Source organism: Rhodobacter sp. 24-YEA-8 (assembly GCF_900105075.1).
In the GTDB taxonomy this organism is placed as follows: domain Bacteria; phylum Pseudomonadota; class Alphaproteobacteria; order Rhodobacterales; family Rhodobacteraceae; genus Pseudogemmobacter.
Genome location: NZ_FNSK01000002.1, coordinates 228392 through 245797 on the forward strand (window position 1 = coordinate 228392; position 17406 = coordinate 245797).

The following is a 17406-nucleotide window of genomic DNA, read 5'->3' on the forward strand; positions in this document are numbered from 1 at the left end:
GTCACTCCTTAACGCTCGCCGCGCCGATAGGGTTGCATCAATGCCTGTGGCACCCGCGCACGACGCGCCATCACCGCAAGCGCGAGGATCGACAGCACGAAGGGGACCATCAGGAAAAGCTGATAGGGCAGCGCGCCGCCCATAACGGTTTGCAGCCGCAGCTGGAAGGCGTCGAAAAACGCGAATAAGAGCGCGCCCGCCAGGGCCCTCCCTGGCCGCCAGGAGGCAAAGACCACCAGCGCGATGCAGATCCAGCCACGGCCCTGAACCATGGTCGGGATGAAACTGTCAAAGGCGGAAAGTGTGAGGAACGCGCCGCCCATCGCCATCAGTGCCGATCCGGCGATCACCGCGCCGTAGCGGATCACCATCGGGTTTATGCCCTGAGCCTCGGCGGCATGCGGGTTCTCGCCGGTCATGCGGATCGCAAGGCCGAGCGGCGTGCGGAAAAGGGTGAAGGCCAGGGCCAGCGCCAGGGCAATCGCGAGCCAGGTCGGCGCGGTCTGGGTAAAGACCGCCTGGCCGAAGAAGGGCAGATCAGACAGAACCGGAATATGCAGCGGCTGGAACGGGATGATCTTTGGCGGCGTGCCCTCGACCGGAACCAGCAGGCGAAAGAGGTAATAGCTGAAGGACGAGGCGAAGAGTGTGACGCCAAGCCCCGAGACATGCTGCGACAGCCCCAGCGTCACCGTCAGCGCGGCATGCAGCACCCCGAACACCATCCCCGACAAAGCCGCGACGAACAGCCCCGTCCAGAGATCGGCACCATTCCAGACGGCAAACCATCCGATCATCGCGCCGAAGGTCATGATCCCTTCGATACCGAGGTTCAGAACGCCGGCCCGTTCGCATAGCAGCGCGCCAAGCGTGGCGAAAATCAGCGGCGTGGCGATCCTGAGGACCGCCGCCCAAAGCCCCGCCGAGGCGAGGATATCGATAATATCGCTCATCTGCGGATCCTGTATTGGGTGAAGAAAATCGCAACCAGCATGGTCAGCAAGGACAGCGCCACCGTCACATCCGCGATGTAAGACGGCACCGCGAGCGAGCGGCTCATCGCATCGGCGCCGACAAACATCACTGCAGTGAACAAGGCGGCCAGCACCACGCCCAGCGGGTGCAGCCCTGCAAGCATCGCGACGACGATGCCGGAATAGCCATAGCCCGGCGACAGCTCGGTCGTGACATAAGAGGTGATGCCCATCACCTCAACTGCACCGGCAAGCCCGGCAAGCCCCCCAGACAGCATCGCGACCAGCACCAGTGTCCGCCCCAGCGGCACGCCCGCGAAAGCTGCGCCCGAGGGGTTCAGCCCCGCCGCCCTGGATTGCAGCCCGAAAGCGGTGCGTGACTGGAGGAAATGCACAATAAAGGCCAGCACCACCGCCACGAGAAGCCCAATATGGAGACGCGAGCGCGGGATGATCCGGGGCAGTTCTGCCTCAGGAGCGACCGGCACCGATTGCGGCCAGCCAAAGGCAAGCGGGTCTTTCAGCACCGTGTCGATCAGCATCGAGACAAACAGCACCGCGACGAAGTTCAGAAGCAGCGTCGTCACCACCTCATCCACCTGGAACCGCAGCCGGAGCCAGAGCGGGATCAGCAGGAGGATCATCCCCGCCAGCGCGCCGGTGATGAACAGAAGCGGGATCTGCACGACGCCCGGCAATCCGCCGAACAGATACGCGCTGGCAGCGGCCACGGCAATCGCACCGAGGTAAAGCTGCCCCTCTGCCCCGATATTCCACAGCCGGGCGCGAAAGGCGACGGCGGCGGCAAGCCCGGTCAGGATCAGCGGCGCCGTGCGCGCCAGCGTCTCTGTCACCGCCAGTTTCGAGCCGAATGCCCCGGTGATGATCTTGCCAAACGCGGTCAGAACCGGCGCCCCGGCAAGCGCAATCAGCCCGCCCGCTAGCGTCAGCGAGATCGCCACCGCGATCAGGGGCGTCAGCACCGCCAGCGCCGGCGGGATTTGTTCGCGCCGTTCAAACCGCATGTTCTGCCGCTCCCCATTCGCCGGCCATCATCAGCCCCAGTTGCCGCGCCGTGATCCCCTCGGGGCGGACCGGCGGCGACAGGCGGCCGCCGGTAATCGCCTGAATGCGGTCGGCAAGCGCCATGACCTCATCAAGATCTTCCGAAATCAAAAGCACCGCCGCCCCCGCTTTGCGCGCGGCAAGGATGCGCTCATGCACCGCCGCGACCGCGCCCTCGTCAAGGCCCCGTGCCGGTTGCGCGGCGATCAGGATTTTGGGGTGTTCGATCAGGTTCCGCCCGAGGATCAGCTTTTGCACATTGCCCCCCGACAGGAGGCGGATCCGGCTTGCAGGTGTGCCCCCGCGCACGTCAAAGCCTTCGATGATCCGGCGGGCGAAATCCATCCCCGCCTTGCGGTCCACAAGGCCGCGCCGGGTGAATTCCGGCAGCCGTTCCAGCACCGCATTTTCCCAGATCGCCATTTCGCCGATGACGCCATCATGATTGCGGTCTTCGGGAATGCGGCCGATCCCGGCCCCGACCACATCGCGCACCGAGAGATCGCCGACCGGCTGACCAAACAGCGTGATCTCACCGGCACTGCGCCGCGCAAGCCCGCCGATCAGCCGCGCCAGTGCCGCCTGGCCATTGCCCGAGACCCCGATGATCCCCAGCACCTCGCCTGCGCGCAGATGGAAATCGACCGATTTCAGCCGCGCGACGCCGCCCTCAAGCAGGGAGACCGCTTTTGCCTCCAGGACCATCGCGCCGGGATCGGCCGCCTCGCGCAGAGGCCGCTTCACCTCACGCCCGACCATCAGCCCGGCAAGTTCCGCCTTCGAGGTCTCGACCGCACGGCGCCCGGCCACCACACGCCCGCCGCGCAGCACCACGATCCGGTCAGCCGTCGCCATCACCTCGTCAAGCTTATGCGAGATGAAGATGATCGAAAGCCCCTTCCGCGCCATATCCTTGAGGTTTGCAAACATATGCTCGGCCTCGACATTGGTCAGAACCGCGGTCGGCTCATCCAGCACCAGGATCTTCGCATCATTGTAAAGCGCCTTGAGAATCTCGACCCGCTGCTGCTCGCCCACCGACAGATCGCCAAGCCGCGCATCGGGGTTGACCTTCAGCCCGAAACGCGCGGAGATCTCCATCAGCCGGGCCCGGCCCTTTGCCCTGTCCGACCAGGGGCGCCAGAGGCTCTCGGTGCCGGTCATCACATTTTCCAGCACGGAAAGGTTTGGGGCCAGCGAGAAATGCTGATGCACCATGCCGATGCCGGCGCGGATTGCAGCCCTGGGCCGCCCCGGCGGCAGCACCCGTCCCATCACCGAAATATGCCCGGAATCTGGGGTGTAATGGCCAAAGAGCATCGACATCAGTGTGGTCTTGCCCGCGCCATTCTCGCCCAGAAGCGCGATGATCTCGCCGCGCGCAAGGCTAAGAGAAATATTGTCATTCGCCAGTGTCGTGCCGAACCTTTTGCTGACCTGGGAAATGTCGAGAACGGTTTCACTCATGTCAGCCCCGCTACGGCAAAGGGATGGGTCCAGCGCTCTTCGACCTCAAGCCGGGCAGCGATGGACAAAAGCAGCCGCTCCTGCCCCATCGGCGCAATCAGCTGTACCGGCAGCGGCAGTCCTGCCGCATCGGCGCCGAAGGGCAGTGTGATCGCGGGCGCGCCAGAGATGTTCGCAAGGCTGGCCAGCGGTGCGAAACGCGCCATCCGGTCGAAATGCAGATCGGTGTCAGAATGATCGGTCGGAAAGGATCCGATGGGCCGCGGCGGCCCGGACAGCATCGGCGTCAGAAGCAGATCCACCCCGTCAAAGATCCGCCACAGGTCGCGCGCGACATAGACCATCTCGTTGAGGCTCGCCCAGAGTGTGCTTGCCGTCATTGCAAGCCCCCGCGCCACCACCGCCCGGGTCATCTGTTCGGCCTGGCTGAAATCCAGTCGCGCCGAGAGTTCCGCGAGATTGATCGAGACGATATCCGCAAAGATACGCCCGCTGCGGACGGCGAGGTCCATCACCGTCTCGCCCTCCAGCGGGCGGATGCGGTGGCCGTTGCGGGCCAGAACCCGCGCCGCCGCTTCGACCGCCTCTGCCCTCGCCTCATCGATGGGCCAGTCCGGGCCCATATCGGTGACAAGGCCGATGGTCAGCGGGCCTGATTTCGCCTCTTCCAGCAAGGGGCCGGCGAAAGGCCCATGGGCGCCGCCGATGGTCGCGGCGGCAAAGATCGCCTCCGCATCGCGGACCGAACGGCAGATCGCCAGCTCGCTTGCGATGCCGCCCAGATGATTGCCGAAACCCGGCCCTCCCGGCACCGATCCGCGCCCCGGTTTCAGCCCGACAAGACCGCAAGCCGCCGCGGGCACCCGGATCGAGCCGCCTGCATCAGTCGCATGTGCAATCGCCGCGATCCCGGCTGCAACCGCCGCCGCCGCCCCGCCCGATGACCCCCCAGGCGACAGGCCCGGGTCCAGCGGGTTCTTCGCCACAGGCCCGGCCGCCGGCTCTGACGCCAGCGAAAGGCCGAATTCCGGCACAGTTGTCAGGGCGAAAGGGCAAAGCCCCGCCGCCCGGAACCTTGCGGCCAGCTCGCTGTGCTCTCCCGGGCCCTCCCGCGAAAACATCGCCGATCCGGCACAGACCGGAAAGCCCGGAAACGGCGCGCCGAGATCCTTGACCACCAGCGGCACACCGCCAAAGGCCGCATAGCGCTGCGGCGCATTGCCGGGAAGCGCGTCAAACTCGCTCGCCAGCGCCCGCCCGCGCAGCTTGTTCAGATGCGCCAGCGCGCCAAGATCCGCGCATGCCTCTGCGCGCGCGAAAGAGGCTTCCATCGCCTCCGCCGCCGTCAGATGACCCCGGCGGATCGCCGAGGCCAAAGCTATCGCATCTGATCCCATCCGGGCTTACTTCGGCTCGTCAAAGTTTTGTGGCACGGTGAAACTGCCGGCTTTGATCTCGGCCCGAACCGCTTCCATCGCAGCCTCTGCCTCGGGGGATGCCACGCCGGTCACATAGGAGATATCGCTGCCGCCCTCTTTCATCAGGCCGAAGGCGGTATAATCCTTGCCGGTCGGATTGCCCGCCGCCACATCGGCCACAATCGCGTTCAGGATCGGACGGAAGCCCCAGAGCGCGTTGGCGAAAACTGTGTCGGGATACATCGGCGTATAGTCGATCAGCGAGCCGATGGCCTTGACGCCGCGTTCTTTGGCGGCATCCGCCGTGCCGATCCGTTCGCCAAAAAGGATGTCTGCGCCGGCATCGATCATCGCAAGCCCGGCCTCGCGGGCTTTCGGCGGGTCAAAGAAGGTGCCGATCCAGGCGACAAGATGTTTCGCCTCGGGGTTCACCGCCTTGACGCCTTCGGCGAAGGCATTGATCAGAAGGTTGATTTCCGGGATCGGGATGGCGCCGACAGACCCCACCACATTCGTCTGTGTCATCTTGCCTGCGAGCATGCCCGCGAGATAGGCGCCGTCATAATTCCAGGTGCCGAATGTGCCGAAATTATCCCCCTCCGGCCCGCCGGACGAGCCCATGGCAAAGGCGGTATCCGGGTAATCGGCAGCGACTTCGCGGCCCTGACGTTCCACCGGGAAGGTCTCGCCGATGATCAGCTGATTGCCGGCTTCGGCATATTCCCGCATCGCGCGCGGGTAGTCGGTGGCGGAAATCCCTTCCGAGAAAGTGTATTCGATGGTGCCATCAGCCGCCGCCTCCAGAAGCGCCTTATGCAGGACCGAATTCCAGGCGTTTTCCACCGGCGAGCCATGCACGCCCGCGACCCTGACCGGCGTTGCAGCATAGGCTGGCCGCAGCAAAGGCAGCGAGGACGCGCCGAGGATTACCCCAGATTGCAGAAGAAAGCGGCGTGAAAGACGAAGATCCCTGGTCATGATGGCCCCCTGTGGCTGATCCTGTTGCTTTGTCCAGTGGTGAGAGCCCCAGGCCCGCAAGTCAACGGTTTCGTCTATTGCCATGCGTCTCGTGCAAGAGACAGCCCCTCTGCCGCATAAATTTTTACCGCCCGGTCAGATTAGCTGTGTGTGCAGTCGCCCCCTCTTCATCGGGGCCCCGCCATTGGGACAGGCGGGAAACGGTACCGGGGTGAAGGCATGTGGTCCTGGATTGCCATATTGACGGGGGAAGGCGCTTACGCCCTCACCACCCCGGTTCGCGCCCGAAGGCCAAAGCCTTGCAGACACCAGATGGGCCGCGTAGCAATGTCGATCATCGTTTTTTCGGCCCGAACCATGCAGGCCCCAAGCCGTTCGGGGATCCTGAAAGCGCCCCCAGTGCGTCGGGCAATCGCCAGGGCGGCCGCATAGGCGATGAGAGACGCGGCCATGGGATTCTCAGGCGAGGTTGCGTGCGAGAGAGCTTGGCTGATCGGAGCGATGTCCGGCGCATCGCGCTCTATGGGCTCTGGCGTCAGACCGCCTGATGGAAGGGGAATGCGCCGCCCTCCTGTTCTATGGTCTCGCAATGCCGCCGCCCGAGCAGGAGCTTTTTGCTTCGTCAGGTTCAAAATCCGCCATATTCAACGATGCCAAAGAGGCTTTCTGCCCCCTGCGAGCTCTGCTGTCAGGCTTGCACCAGTTTGATATCCTGCCTGGAGCTGAGGTTCCCGGGCCTGCGGGCCGGGGGCCTGCGCGGCGCCGCAATCAGGTCTTCCAGCGACATTCCGGTCTTTGCCTCGGCCCGCAGGACAACCATTGCCGCAGCCTTTGCATCCTCGCCGGCATCATGATGGGCAAAATCAAGCGTCAGCGCCTTTTTCAGATGGCCAAGGCCATGTCCGCCATTGCCACAGAATTCCGGCCAGGCCCGGCGGGCGATCGTCACACTGTTCGCCCATCGCCAGCCAGGATCAGGAAGCCCCCCGGCGCGGCATGCGCCACTGATGGCCCTGCTGTCAAAAGTGCTGTGCTGAATGATGAGATGCGCCTGAAGAAGCGGTGAAATCAGCGGCAACACCTCGGGAAATCGCGGGGCGCCCATCACGTGGTCGGGTCCGATCCCGTGCAGTTGCACGTTGAACCCCGAAAACCGCTGCACCGGATCGACCAGAGTGCTGAACACGTTCACCGAGCCGTCATGTCCGACACAGGCGATGCCGATCTGGCAAATGCTCGCAGGATCCGAATTGGCCGTTTCGACATCCAGTGCGACAAACCGAAACGGGCCGGCCGGGACGATGATGGTGTGGTCAAGCATCAGAACTATCTCCATCCCCGTTCGAAATGAACGCCGCAATCCGGCTGTGTCGCGCTTTCGTTTCCGGGCTATGCGGTTTCTAAGGATGATCCCTGCGCCGTACCAGCCCCCCGCTCCGGTTCAGGACAGGGCGCGCTGCATCTGCCCCCCGAAAGCAGTCGCCGAAAGCGGCGTGACCCATAACCGGCGCAGGGTGCAGTTCCGCATCTTTCATGTTGCCTTCCATAAAGCCGGACCAGCCCGTGACGGCGCGCGCGAAGATGCAGCTTTCGCACCGGGATATGTCAAAACCAATAGCCATTGCGGGCCTGGAGCGCTAGGAATGGCCGTGATATGTAAACCGACATTTGCCCGGTCCTGGCTGTGCAGGACGGTGCAAATGGCCGCAGATCTCCGGAGCCCGAGATGAGCTATATCCCCGCCGCCGATCGCTATGACAACAACCGTGCGAAATACCGCTATACCGGCAAAAGCGGGCTGCAATTGCCGGCGCTTTCGCTGGGGCTCTGGCATAATTTTGGCGATACCACCCCGCTTGAGACACAGCGCGAAATCGTCTTCAGCGCCTTTGATCACGGCATCACCCATTTCGACCTCGCCAACAATTACGGCCCTCCCTATGGCGCGGCCGAGGTCAATTTCGGCCGTATCCTGCGCGAGGATCTTACCGCGCATCGCGATGAGCTGATCATCTCGACCAAGGCCGGCTGGGATATGTGGCCGGGGCCTTACGGTCAGGGCGGCGGCTCACGTAAATATGTGCTGTCCAGCCTGGATCAGAGCCTGAAACGGCTGGGCGTTGATTATGTCGACATCTTCTATTCGCACCGCTTTGACGCCAGAACGCCGCTGGAAGAAACGGCGGATGCGCTGGCGACGGCGGTGAAACAGGGTAAGGCGCTTTATGTCGGCGTCTCGTCTTATTCCGGTGCTAAAACCCGCGAGATGGCGGCGCTTCTGCGCGACCGCCAGGTGCCGCTTCTGATCAATCAGCCCTCTTACAACCTGTTCAACCGCTGGATTGAAAAGGATCTTCTCGACACCGTTGAAGAGACCGGCACCGGGATCATCGCCTTCACCGCGCTGGCGCAGGGGCTTTTGACCGGCAAGTATCTGAATGGCATTCCCGAAGACGCGCGGGTGAACCGGGCGGGCGGCGGCTCGCTGCGTCCCGAGCATCTGAGCGACGAAAACCTCGCCCGCGCCCGCGCGTTGAATGAAATCGCGAAACGGCGTGGCCAGAGCCTTGCGCAGCTGGCGCTGGCCTGGGTCCTGCGCGATCCGCGTGTGACCTCGACCCTGATCGGGGCCTCGACGGCGGCACAGGTTGCGGAAAATGTCGCGGCGCTGGACAACCTGGATTTCAGCCCGGAAGAGCTGGCGGAAATCGACCTCCATGCGGTCGATGGCGGCGTCAATCTCTGGGATAAGCCATCCCATGACCAGGAGATCTGAGCCCGCGCGCGCAGACTGATTCACCATTGGACGCTGCGAGGGAAACAACTCTCTCGCAGCGGGCCGGAGCAAAGAAGAAACCGCCCGCGCAGGCGCGCGGAAGAGAACGGGCCTGGCTTGCCCGACACCCGGATTACGGGCAAATTTTATCAGCAAATTATTGATATATCAATGTCTTGGCCATTTGCCCTTATCTGGCATCGGGTCCGGACCCTGCTGTGAAAAGGAACCGCCATGGGCTCTCTGACCGGTAACCAGATCGACTATACCCTGCATCCGCGTGTCAATTCCGATGACCCGGTGCCCGCCCGCCCGCGCCCGTCCGAGCCGGCATATGTGCTGAAAGACGAGGCCGATGCGATCCGCGTCGCGACAGAGCTGGCGGCAGAGCTGGCGAAGGATGCTGCGCTTCGCGACCGTGAGGGGCTTTTGCCGCTGCGCGAGCTGGATCTCTATTCGCAAAGTGGCATCTGGTCGATCATCGTGCCGAAGGAATATGGCGGACCAGGCCTGTCCTATGCCACGCTTGCGAAGGTGATCGCGATTGTCGCCTCGGGTGATCCGTCGGTGGCGCAGATTGCGCAGAACCATATCGCCATTCTCGGGCTGATCGACATTGACGCAACCGATGCCGAAAAACGCGAGATCTTTGGCTGGGCGTTGCAGGGGCTGCGCTTTGGCAATGCCTTCTCGGAATTCGGCGGCAAGACCGTGGTCGATTTCAAGACCCGCGTTACCTTCGAGGGCGATGAGGCCGTGGTGAATGGCGAGAAATTCTACACAACCGGCGCGCTCCTGTCGCATATCGTGCCAATTGTCTCGATCGGGGATGACGGCGCTTATCTCGTCTTTGCCGACCGCGGGACCGAAGGGCTGACGATCACCAATAACTGGTCAAGCTTTGGCCAGCGCACCACCGGCTCCGGTTCGGTCCGGCTGGAGAATGTGCGGGTCCCGAAGGCGCGCGCGGTCAAACTCCAGGATGTTTCGGTGGTGCCGACCGTGCAGGGGCCGATCTCGCAGATCATCCAGGCTGCGATTGATGCCGGTATCGCGCGCAATGCGATTGACGAGACGATCCGCTTTGTGACGACCCAAAGCCGGCCCTGGATCGACAGCGGTAAAGAGACTGCGGGCGAGGATCCCTATACGATTCAGGCCATTGGCACGCTGAAGATCCACCTTCACGCCGCCGATGCGCTGCTTGAGATTGCCGGGCGCGCCATCGACCGGGGCCTTGCCGATCCGTCTGAGGCCAATGTGACCGACGCGACCATCAAGACCGCCGAGGCCAAGGTGCTGACCACCCAGGTCGCAATTGACGCGACCAACAAGCTGTTTGAATTGGGCGGCACCCGCTCGACACTGGCGCAGCATGCGCTGGACCGGCATTGGCGCAATGCCCGTACCCATACGCTGCATGATCCGGTGCGCTGGAAATTCTACCATGTCGGCAACTACTACCTGAATGGCGTCAACCCGCCGCGCCATCCCTGGAACTGACCCATAAAACGCAAAGCGCCCCGGAATTCCGGGGCGCTTGCAGATCTCAGCTGCATTCAGGCAGGGACCGTAATCAGGCCGAAACCGGCGCCTGTGCCAGCTTTGCCGCAAGCCTTTCGGCCCAGGCGGTAACCTCGGGGACCCCCATAAGTTCGCCGACAGCGGCGCGGGCCAGCGGTCCGGCGATCAGAAGATCGCTTTGCGGCTGGCCTTTTCCATCAATCGCCTCCCCCTCCGTTGTCGCCGAAAGGCCAAGCCCAAGCGGATCGGTCGCAATCAGCCCCTGATGCGCAAGATCGGCGTAAAGCGGGTTGGTTGCCGTCACCGCCCCATGTGCCGGTCCCGTGGCAAGGATCACCCGATCCGCTGTGAAGCGCAGCGCGCCGCCCCGGCGCAGCCGCAGGCTGATACGCAGCCGCGCGCCGTCACGTTCGAGCCCGGTCACCCGGCCGGCCAGCGCGATCAGCTGGTTTGACTGCTCGGCCGCGAGCAGGCTTGCATGGGTCTGCGGCGCGATGCGGAAGCGGTGGATGTCCCATAGCCCGCGCAGATGGCGCAGGAGCCGGCGGCGCTCGGGCAAGGGCAGCGCGGCCCATATCTGCGGGCCCTGGCTCCGCAGACGGTCAAAGACCGGATGCCAGGTCAGCCCGGCCTCTGCCGCAATCGCCAGTTCGGCCCGGATACGGCGCAAGAGCGCCAGTGCCGTGCCCGGCGGATCAAGGGTGAAATCTGCGCTGCTCTCGTCCTGGACCGGCCCATGCGGCTGCGAACGGCGCCCCGAGCGCGATAAAAGCCGGATCCGCCCTTTGTGGTTGTGCCGCATCAGGCTTGCAACAATATCGGCGCCGGTCAGGCCCGAGCCGATGATCAGCAGCTCTTCCTCCGGGTCAATCCCGTCCAGCGCAGCGGGCAGATAGGGGTCGGCGATCAGCGCGGGCGTCCCGGCGAGGGCTTCAAGCCCGCGCGGCAGGCCGGGGCCGGGATGGGTTGCCGCGAGCACCAGCTCATCGGCCCGGATCACGCGGCCGTCCTCAAGCCCGATCTGCCAGAGACCAGCGGCGCGCGTTGCGCTGACGGCCCGGCTTTGCAGATGCACGATCCGGCCGGCATCGAGGAAGGGTTGCAGATGCGCCAGCACATAGGCACCAAACACCGCGCGCGGTGTGAAAATCGCCCCGTCCGGGCGCAGCGCATCCGCCGCGAAGGCAGGCGCCGCCCCCGATTGCAGCCAATGCGCATAGTGATCCGGCTCGGATGTGTCGAGCGTCATCCGGGTATGCGGCACGTTCAGCCGATGATCGGGGTCTGGTGTGGAATAGGCGAGCCCCCTGCCCGGCTCTGGCCTCGGATCGATCAGACTGATGCGCAGGGTCTTGTCACCGCTCAGCCGGGCGAGATGCCAGGCCAGCGCCGATCCGGAAAGCCCGGCCCCCACAATGGCAATATGCCGCCCGCCGGAGGGGATGATCGGGCGCTGTTCGGTCATATCGGGCCTCCTCTCAGCTGGCCGATGCACGCGTGCGGATGTCAAAGGCCCCGCCGGTCTGGGCGCTGCGTTCGGTCACGGCGCTCTTGCCCAGAAGCGGGAAAACCAGTTCGGCAAAGCGGATGGATTCCTCAAGATGGGGATAGCCAGAAAGCACAAATGTATCGACCCCAAGCGCCTGATATTCGCGCAGCCGGTCGACAATCTGCTGCGGGTTGCCGACCAGCGCAGTGCCAGCCCCGCCCCGCACAAGGCCAACCCCGGCCCAGAGGTTCGGCCCCACCACCAGCCGGTCGCGCCGCCCGCCATGCAGCGCCTGCATCCGGGCCTGGCCGTGGCTGTCCATCTTCGCCATATTGGCCTGGGACGCTGCGATATCGTCATCCGAGAGATGCGAGATCAGCCGGTCAGCATCCGCCCAGGCTTCCTCTTCCGTCTCGCGCGCGATCACATGCAGGCGCACGCCAAACCGGACCTGACGCCCGTGCTTTGCGGCCCGTGCCCGCACATCGGCGATCTTTTCCGCAACGGCTTCGGGTGGTTCGCCCCAGGTCAGATAAGCATCGACATGTTTCCCCGCGAGATCATGCGCCGCCGGCGAGGACCCTCCGAAATACAAAGGCGGATAGGGCCGCTGCACCGGAGGGTGGAAATTCCGGGCATTCTCGACGCTCAGATGCTTTCCCTTGAACGAGACCGGCGCATCGGTCGCAAGGATACGGCGCCAGACGGTCAGAAATTCATCCGCCGCCTCGTAACGCTCGTCATGTTTCAGAAAGACGCCATCCGCCGCGAGTTCGGTCGCATCGCCGCCGGGCACCACATTGAGCAAAAGCCGGCCACCAAGCGCCTGATCCAGCGTCGCCGCCTGCCGCGCCGAGGCCGTCGGCCCCATGATCGAGGTGCGCAAAGCGACCAGCAGTTTGATCTGCTTTGTCTCGGCAATCAGGCTTGCCGCGGTCACCCAGGGGTCCTGGCAGCTCGCGCCCGTGGGGATCAGCAGCCCGTCATAGCCCAGCCGGTCCGCCGTGATCGCGATCTGGCGGATATAGCCATTTTCGGGTGGGCGGCTGAAATCTGACGTGCCCAGATAGCGGGTATCGCCCGAGGTTGGCAGGAACCAGAAGATCTCAGGGCTGGCGGGAGGGTTGGCCTGACTGGGCGGGGTATCCTGGATCGGCTGGCTCATGTCGCGACTTCCTGGGCGATGTGGGGGCGGTGTGGGTATGGCCTGAGGGGGGCAACCCGTCAGATCTGAGGCTGATTTATAAGGGGGGCTGCGCCCCTCCGGCCATTCCAAAGGCCTTTTCTGCGCAGAAGGCAGCCCCTGTTGCCGCCCTCCGCCGGGGAAAACTATTCTCCTTCCGGGGAATGCCCTTCCCCTTTGCGGGGCAAAACCGGGGGCGAAGCCGCCTGGTGCCGCGAAAATCCGGCCCTGAGTCTCTGACCCGCCGTTTCATCGCAACCTTTTGAAAAGCATAAAACATCGCAAAAATAGACCCTTGTGGCAAAGAAAATCCACGCTGCATAAGGCGGCCCTGCCAGGAGATCCTTCTCTTTGAGGGGCGGGCTTTGGAATCGCCTCGGGCGGCCCTGACGCGGTAATCACGGCACAACATGTCGTGTTTAACCGGCAGCCCGGCATCCCCCCTGCCGAACCGACCGCCGATCAGATGAGAGACTGCAAGATGACCCGCCAGATCCGCTTCAACGCCTTTGACATGAACTGCGTCGGCCATCAGTCGCCTGGTCTCTGGGCGCATCCCACCGACCGGTCGGTGAAATACAAGGATCTCGACTACTGGCAGGATCTGGCCCGCACGCTGGAACGCGGCGTGTTCGACGGCATCTTCATCGCCGATGTGATTGGCTATTATGATGTCTATAAAGGGAATAATGAGGGTGCGATCCGGAATGGCGCCCAGATCCCGGTGAATGACCCGATCCAGCTTGCCGCGCCGATTGCGCTTGCGACCGAACATCTGGGGATCGGGATCACGGCCTCCACCTCCTTCGAGCACCCCTATACTTTTGCCCGCCGTATCGCGACGGCAGATCATCACTCAAAGGGCCGTGTCGGCTGGAACATCGTGACCTCCTATCTGGAGAGCGGCGCGAAAAACATCGGCCAGGGCGGGCTGAAAAAGCACGACAACCGCTATGAGGTGGCCTCGGAATATCTCGAGGTGATCTACAAGCTGCTGGAAGGCAGCTGGGAGGAAGGTGCGGTCGTCAAAGACGCCGAGGGCCGCGTTTTCGCCGATCCGGCAAAGGTTCATGAGATCGGCCATAAGGGCAAATATTTCGAAGTGCCGGGCTACGGCCTGACCGAGCCTTCGCCGCAACGCACGCCGCTGATCTACCAGGCCGGGGCCTCGGGGCCGGGCAAGGCCTTCGCGGCGGCCCATGCGGAATGCGTTTTCGTGGGCGCGCCGTCAAAGGCGCTTCTGAAGGCCTATGTCGCCGACATCCGCGCCCGCGCGGCAGCAGAGGGGCGCGACCCGAAGCAGATCTATGTCTATACGCTGATCACCATCATCACCGATGAGACTGAGGAAAAGGCCCGCGCCAAATTCGAGGATTACAGCAAATATATCTCATATGAGGGCTCGCTGGTGTTCATGTCGGGCTGGAGCGGCGTCGATTTCGGCGCCTATCAGCCCGGCGAAGTGATCCGCAAGGTGGAGACCAATGCGATCCATTCCATGCTCGATTCCTTTGGCGGCAAGGACAAGGTCTGGACCGTGGATGAGCTGGCGAAATATGGCGGCATCGGTGGCCAGGGGCCGGTCTTTGTCGGCTCTCCGGCGCAGATCGCGGATATCCTGCAGGACTGGGTGGCCGAGACGGATGTCGATGGTTTCAATATTGCCTATGCGGTAACGCCCGGCTCGTTTGAAGATGTCGTGGATCTGGTGGTGCCCGAGCTGCAAAAGCGCGGCGCTTATCCGACCGAATACAGGCCCGGAACCCTGCGCGAAAAGCTGTTCGGCGCCGGCCCCTATCTGCCGGTCAACCACCCGGCCGAACGCTACCGCGATATCGAGGCGGTGAAACTGGCCGAGGCCGCAGCCCGCAGTGCTGCAGAATGATACATCTCGAGGCAGTCACCAAGAGCTTTGCCTCAAAGCGCGGCGCGGCACCTGCGCTGCACGGTATCGACCTGTCGGTCGGTCGGGGCGAGATTTACGGCATCATCGGGGCATCAGGCGCCGGGAAATCGACGCTGGTGCGGCTGATCAACCTGCTTGAACGCCCTTCCTCGGGCGAGGTGGTGATCGATGGCGCACGGGTCACCGATGCAAAAGGAGGGGCGCTCCATGAGCTGCGCCGCTCAATCGGCATGGTGTTCCAGCATTTCAACCTGCTCAGCGGACGGACGGTGGCAAGGAATGTCGCTTATCCGCTGGAGCTGGCCGGGCGGCTGAGCCGGGCCGAGATCACGGCAAAGGTCGCGGCTCTGCTGGAGCGGGTCGGCCTGACAGATCACGCGCAGAAATACCCGCGCGAGCTTTCGGGGGGCCAGAAACAGCGCGTCGGCATTGCCCGCGCGCTGGCGAATGACCCGAAGGTGCTGCTCTGTGACGAGGCAACCAGTGCACTTGACCCGCAGACCACCGGCCAGGTGCTGGATCTGTTGCAGGAAATCAACCGCGAGCTTGGCGTCACCATCGTGATGATCACCCATGAGATGGAGGTGATCCGCCGCGCCTGTGATCGTGTGGCGGTGCTGGAAAAGGGCCGCGTGGTCGAAGAGGGCCCGGTCGCGGGTGTTTTCCTCCATCCTTCGCATCCCGTGACCCGCGCATTGGTGCGCGAGGCAGAAGGTGACAATGCCCTGCCCGCCACACAGGCGACGGGCCAGCTTTTGCGGCTGACCCTGACCGGGGCCACGGCGCATCAGCCAATCCTCGGGCGCATCGCCCGCGATTTCGGCAGCGATTTCGCCATTCTCGGCGGCCGTGTCGGCCATATCCGTGCGACGCCCTATGCGCAGTTCTCAGTGGCTTTGTCGGGCGGCAACGGCGTGGCGGCGGTGGCGGCACTGCGCGCCTCGGGCGTTACGGTCGAGCTGATCGGCGGCGGCCCGACGGCCGCGGAACGTGGCGGGGAACGTGAAAGGCATCTCCATGTGGTTTGACCGGATCAACTGGGCCGATATCGGCACCGCACTCAGCCAGACACTGACCATGGTCAGCATCTCGCTCTTGCTGACGATACTGATCGGGCTGCCGCTGGGTATCCTTCTGTTCGTCACCGGCAAGGGCCAGCCTTACGCCCGCCCCCTGGGCTATGGTGCGCTGTCTTTCATACTCAATATCATCCGCTCGGTGCCGTTCATCATCCTCCTGATCGTGCTGATGCCGGTCACCGTGCTGATCACCGGCACCTCGCTGGGCATTCGGGGCGTGATCTTTCCGCTGGTGGTCGGCACCTCGCCCTTCTTCGCACGCCTTGTGGAGACCGCGCTTCGTGAGGTGGATCGCGGCGTGATCGAGGCAAGCCTTGCGATGGGCGCCTCGCCTGCCCAGACCATCTTTCGCGCCGTCCTCCCCGAGGCCCTGCCCGGCCTGATCGCCGCCGTCACCGTCACCGCGATTGTGCTTGTCGACTACACCGCGATGTCGGGCGCCATCGGTGGCGGTGGGCTTGGTGATCTGGCGATCCGCTACGGCTATCACCGCTTCCAGACCGAGATCATGCTGGTCTGCGTCGTGGTCCTCATCTTGCTGGTGCAGTTGATCCAGGCCTCGGGGAACAGCCTCGTCACCCGTTTCACGCGCCGCTGAACCGCTTCATTCCAAAGGATAATTCTATGTCAAAACTGAAAACCCTGGCCTTTGCCGCCGCCGCTGCCTTCGGCCTTGCCGGCGCGGCCCAGGCGCAGGAAAAGCTGGTGATCGGTGCCACCGCCATTCCCCATGCCGAGATCCTCGAATTCGTGAAGCCCATCGTCGCGAAGGAGGGCATCGATCTCGATATCCGCGTCTTCACCGATTACATCCAGCCCAATGCGCAGCTGGTCTCGGGCGAGCTGGACGGCAATTATTACCAATATCGCCCCTTCCTCAACGAATGGAACCGCGAGCGCGGCGACAATCTGACAGTGATCGTGCCGGTCCATATCGAGCCTTACGTCGCCTATTCGACGAAGATCTCTTCGCTTGACGAGCTGAAAGACGGCGCAAAAGTTGCGATCCCGAATGACCCGGTGAATGGCGGGCGCGGGCTCTTGCTCCTGCAACAGCTGGGGCTGATCAAACTGGGGGAATTCAAGTCGCTGACCTCGCCGGAAGACCCGCTGCCGGGGCTGAAGGACATCACGGAAAACCCGAAAAACCTCGATATCGTCGAGCTGGAATCCGCGCTTTTGCCGCGCGCGCTCAACGAGGTCGATCTGGGGGCGCTGAACGGGAACTATGTTTTCGAAGCCGGTCTCGATATCGATAAGGCGCTGTTCATCGACAATGGCCAGGATGGTCATAACGTCTGGAGCGAATATCTCGTGACCCGCCCCGGTGATACCGAAGATCCGCGCATCAAAATCCTCGCCAAAGCGCTGAACAGCGACGAGACCCGCCAGTTCATCCTCGACCGCTACAAGGGCCAGATCTTCCCCGCCTTCTGATCTCTTCGCGTGTAAACCGACCCGAAAAGACGGGGCGCGTGACCTCCTCATCCCTGCGCGCCGTCCGTCTCCTGCCGGGTTTATCCTCTGGCAGGAGACACCTTCTCAGG

Annotated in this window: 14 protein-coding genes; 6 read left to right on the forward strand and 8 right to left on the reverse strand. The window is 63.6% G+C overall.

Annotation, left to right across the window (positions count from 1 at the left end; all coding sequences use genetic code 11):
* Positions 1-8 precede the first annotated feature (8 nt).
* From BLW25_RS17615 to BLW25_RS17645, 6 genes are all read right to left on the reverse strand, one after another.
* Positions 9-953, reverse strand: coding sequence for an ABC transporter permease (locus tag BLW25_RS17615; protein WP_092902576.1), 945 nt, complete (start codon positions 951-953; stop codon positions 9-11).
* On the reverse strand, positions 950-1999 hold the full coding sequence (locus tag BLW25_RS17620; RefSeq protein WP_092902578.1) for an ABC transporter permease: 1050 nt from the start codon (positions 1997-1999) through the stop codon (positions 950-952). Before BLW25_RS17620 ends, BLW25_RS17615 begins: the two co-directional genes overlap by 4 nt.
* Positions 1989-3506 carry an ABC transporter ATP-binding protein gene (locus tag BLW25_RS17625; protein WP_092902580.1) on the reverse strand — a complete coding sequence of 506 codons (1518 nt, stop codon included), beginning with the start codon at positions 3504-3506 and terminating at the stop codon, positions 1989-1991. The genes BLW25_RS17620 and BLW25_RS17625 overlap by 11 nt, the downstream gene beginning before the upstream one ends.
* Positions 3503-4903, reverse strand: coding sequence for an amidase (locus BLW25_RS17630; RefSeq protein ID WP_092902582.1), 1401 nt, complete (start codon positions 4901-4903; stop codon positions 3503-3505). The genes BLW25_RS17625 and BLW25_RS17630 overlap by 4 nt, the downstream gene beginning before the upstream one ends.
* A 6-nt stretch (positions 4904-4909) precedes the next feature.
* The gene (locus tag BLW25_RS17635) at positions 4910-5902 is read right to left on the reverse strand and encodes a BMP family protein (protein ID WP_092902584.1); all 993 of its coding nucleotides are present in this window, start codon (positions 5900-5902) and stop codon (positions 4910-4912) included.
* Positions 5903-6590: 688 nt separating this feature from the next.
* Positions 6591-7223 (reverse strand): 3'-5' exonuclease, encoded by a 633-nt coding sequence (locus BLW25_RS17645; RefSeq protein WP_092903085.1) that lies wholly within the window; start codon positions 7221-7223, stop codon positions 6591-6593.
* Between the two features lie 405 nt (positions 7224-7628).
* On the opposite strand from BLW25_RS17645, the gene mgrA reads away from it, so the two are divergent.
* Positions 7629-8678: an L-glyceraldehyde 3-phosphate reductase gene (gene mgrA, locus BLW25_RS17650; protein WP_092902588.1), complete on the forward strand. Its 1050-nt coding sequence runs from the start codon at positions 7629-7631 to the stop codon at positions 8676-8678.
* A gap of 234 nt (positions 8679-8912) precedes the next feature.
* Positions 8913-10181: an SfnB family sulfur acquisition oxidoreductase gene (locus BLW25_RS17655; protein ID WP_092902590.1), complete on the forward strand. Its 1269-nt coding sequence runs from the start codon at positions 8913-8915 to the stop codon at positions 10179-10181.
* A 73-nt stretch (positions 10182-10254) separates the two neighbouring features.
* Here BLW25_RS17655 and BLW25_RS17660 read toward each other — a convergent pair whose 3' ends face one another.
* Complete coding sequence (locus tag BLW25_RS17660) at positions 10255-11667, reverse strand: FAD/NAD(P)-binding protein (RefSeq protein WP_092902592.1); 1413 nt, start codon at positions 11665-11667, stop codon at positions 10255-10257.
* Between the two features lie 13 nt (positions 11668-11680).
* On the reverse strand, positions 11681-12856 hold the full coding sequence (gene ssuD / locus BLW25_RS17665; RefSeq protein WP_092902594.1) for an FMNH2-dependent alkanesulfonate monooxygenase: 1176 nt from the start codon (positions 12854-12856) through the stop codon (positions 11681-11683).
* A 499-nt stretch (positions 12857-13355) separates the two neighbouring features.
* Here ssuD and BLW25_RS17670 point away from each other — a divergent pair, with 499 nt between their 5' ends.
* The 4 genes from BLW25_RS17670 to BLW25_RS17685 are packed head-to-tail and all read left to right on the forward strand — an operon-like array spanning position 13356 to position 17296.
* The gene (locus BLW25_RS17670; RefSeq protein WP_092903087.1) at positions 13356-14759 is read left to right on the forward strand and encodes an LLM class flavin-dependent oxidoreductase; all 1404 of its coding nucleotides are present in this window, start codon (positions 13356-13358) and stop codon (positions 14757-14759) included.
* Positions 14756-15808 carry a methionine ABC transporter ATP-binding protein gene (locus BLW25_RS17675; RefSeq protein WP_092902596.1) on the forward strand — a complete coding sequence of 351 codons (1053 nt, stop codon included), beginning with the start codon at positions 14756-14758 and terminating at the stop codon, positions 15806-15808. The genes BLW25_RS17670 and BLW25_RS17675 overlap by 4 nt, the downstream gene beginning before the upstream one ends.
* Positions 15783-16457 (forward strand): methionine ABC transporter permease, encoded by a 675-nt coding sequence (locus BLW25_RS17680; protein ID WP_366268371.1) that lies wholly within the window; start codon positions 15783-15785, stop codon positions 16455-16457. Before BLW25_RS17675 ends, BLW25_RS17680 begins: the two co-directional genes overlap by 26 nt.
* A gap of 26 nt (positions 16458-16483) precedes the next feature.
* Positions 16484-17296, forward strand: a complete 813-nt coding sequence (locus tag BLW25_RS17685) for a MetQ/NlpA family ABC transporter substrate-binding protein (RefSeq protein WP_092902600.1) — start codon at positions 16484-16486, stop codon at positions 17294-17296.
* The last annotated feature ends 110 nt before the right edge of the window (positions 17297-17406 follow it).